General features: G+C 58.2%; 1 protein-coding gene. It reads left to right on the top strand.

The window, feature by feature from the left end:
- Positions 1-854 precede the first annotated feature (854 nt).
- The gene (locus HV670_RS29780) at positions 855-1,280 is read left to right on the top strand and encodes a hypothetical protein (protein ID WP_175108513.1); all 426 of its coding nucleotides are present in this window, start codon (positions 855-857) and stop codon (positions 1,278-1,280) included.
- The last annotated feature ends 696 nt before the right edge of the window (positions 1,281-1,976 follow it).

The raw sequence follows: 1,976 nt of genomic DNA on the forward strand, positions 1-1,976 counted from the left end.
GCAGCACCGCCCCCAAGGAACAAGGAACGGGCGGCCACATGAATTTTCGTTGCGACATCCCTTGACCTCAGTCATATCGCGTAAGGCTGTGTAATCGGCAATGAAATCTGCCTCGGGGCGGCTCGATCTACAATGTTTCTGCTTCTCATCTGTGAGGCGATCTATCGGTGATCCAGGTCTGCCCCAGCTCCCCTGGTGGGGAATTTTTTCATTTGCACTGGTGCACAGCAGGAACGATTGAGAACAAGCTGTATGGTCATGCTCCGGCGCCCGTTCACAGCTATGGGCACGTGCACGGCTACTACTCAGCACCTGCCGTTGGTATCGGCGTCGGTATGGGCGGTCACGCTATAAAAGATAGCGAGCACGTCCCGGTACCTGACGGTCGGGTGCTACCTTGAACACGTCAAGACAATCACAGGATCGGCAAATGAAACGACTCCTTTTCGCGCCAGGCATTGCGTGCCTTTTACGCGTTACTTCTGTTTTCGCGCAGTCGAATCCGGACCAATCGAACGCCGCGATAGCACAGAATTTTGCGTTCATGAATCACCCGCCTCCGCCGCCTGTCCCGGCGAGCACGCCAGCGGCGACAGGCAGCGCTCGGGATCTCATCGAGGCCGGCAATCCTCCCTGAATTCCGATTCGACTGGCGCCGCCCCCACTCAACAAAGCTCCGGCCACGTGCAGTGTCCCGTCCGAGCTACCGCACAATTCCTGCGTGAATCAGGGGGCTGGGGATTACGTGGCGAATTTTACAGCTGGGCGACTCGGCCCCGGCGGTGCAATTCACCAATAGATTGCGAATGCCATCGAAGTCCGTTCGACGGCATTCGAATCGGGGATATCGTCTTATGAGCGTCATTCGCACATGCGCGGCGATTGCGATGGTCGTGGGCGCGGCGAACTGCGTATTCGCGCAGCAGGCATCGTCGCCGGCGGTCGACCTCCGAAACCGGCTGCAACATATACACGGCACGCATTCGATCGACAACGAGCTCGATCGGCTCACCGCGACATTGCAGTTGTCGCAGCAGCAGCGCAGCGAAGTCGAAGTGCTGCTGCGGCGGCACCATGACACGATCCAAGCGCTGATCGACGGCAATCCGAACGCATCGGACGAATTTCTTCGGGAGCGAATCCATTCGATCAGCGACGATACGCACCGCGAAATCAACGCGTTGCTGACACAACAGCAGCTCGTGCTGGTGCAGCAGATGCAGGCACAGATGCGGGAAGCAGGCCGCGGCCGCTACATCGACTCCTTGCGTAATCGCTGAAGCGCGGCGACTATTTGCACACCTGCCTAGGAATGCTGGACTTCGGCCAAATGGAGAAGGGCAAGGGAAACATTCGAATCGCCGGATTGCTTTGTGCGTGCGAGAAAGCGGCGAACTGTTCTTCTGCTCTGAGCCGCCCCGTCAAGCGTTCTGGAGGGTTGGGCTCCGCACGAGTCGACCCCGGACGGCGGGTTATCCACCATTTGTGTGGAAAGGCTTGTGGATAACATGTCGGACATCGACGCAAGCACCTGAGGCCAAACGTCTTTCTTCAGATGACTTGCGGCGGTCAGCACCCTGCATCAGTCAAGGGGAAAACCCGCTGGGCCTGGCTCCGGTTCTGACGATCGGCGTCGAAGAAGGTCTTGTGCGGGACGATGAGGAGATCGGCTTTCTGATTGAATGCCGGCTCCTCGTCGCCGGCGGGCTTCACGACCCAGCGCGACTCGGAAGGTTGAAAATCGATGCAAGTGAGGCGTTCAGTCGTGCCATTGAGCTCTTTCTGGGCGGGATACTGACGCCAGTCGGTCGAGCGCGTTTGCGCACAGCCAACCGGTACTGATCCCCCAACGTTAGAGAAATGTCAAGACCCAAACCTCTTTTGCTGGGCCACTGCGATTTCAGATCACCTGATCCCCTTCAAACCGACGAAGCTGAACAGCGCGCTCGATTCCGCACTCAAATTGCAGAGCAGGC

This window comes from Pararobbsia alpina, from assembly GCF_902859895.1.
GTDB lineage: Bacteria > Pseudomonadota > Gammaproteobacteria > Burkholderiales > Burkholderiaceae > Pararobbsia > Pararobbsia alpina.